Origin of the sequence: Anabaena sp. CCY 0017 (assembly GCF_963920885.1) — a bacterium.
Classification (GTDB): Bacteria; Cyanobacteriota; Cyanobacteriia; order Cyanobacteriales; family Nostocaceae; genus Nodularia.
On record NZ_CAWUDG010000134.1, the window covers coordinates 1 to 218 of the forward strand.

General features: G+C 73.4%; 1 pseudogene. It reads right to left on the minus strand.

The annotated features are described in order from the left end of the window. Positions 1-28 precede the first annotated feature (28 nt). Positions 29-218 (minus strand): annotated as a pseudogene (locus ACM0OW_RS25965) (hypothetical protein); the annotation flags it as partial.

Sequence of the window (218 nt, forward strand, 5' to 3'; positions counted from 1 at the left end):
CTGCAGTTCCAGGACTTTGGCCAGTTGATTAATCCGGACGCCTTGAACGCGGCGCCTCTGGCGGGTTTGACCACGGCGCCTGAGCCGAATGCGGCACAGGCTGCGGCCCTTGCGGATGCGGCGGCGCGCCGTCGTGCAGCGGCGGAAGCTCAGGCGGCGCGGGCTGCGGCGGCGGCGACTGCCCCAGCACCGACGCCGGCGCCTGCGACTCCGGCCGC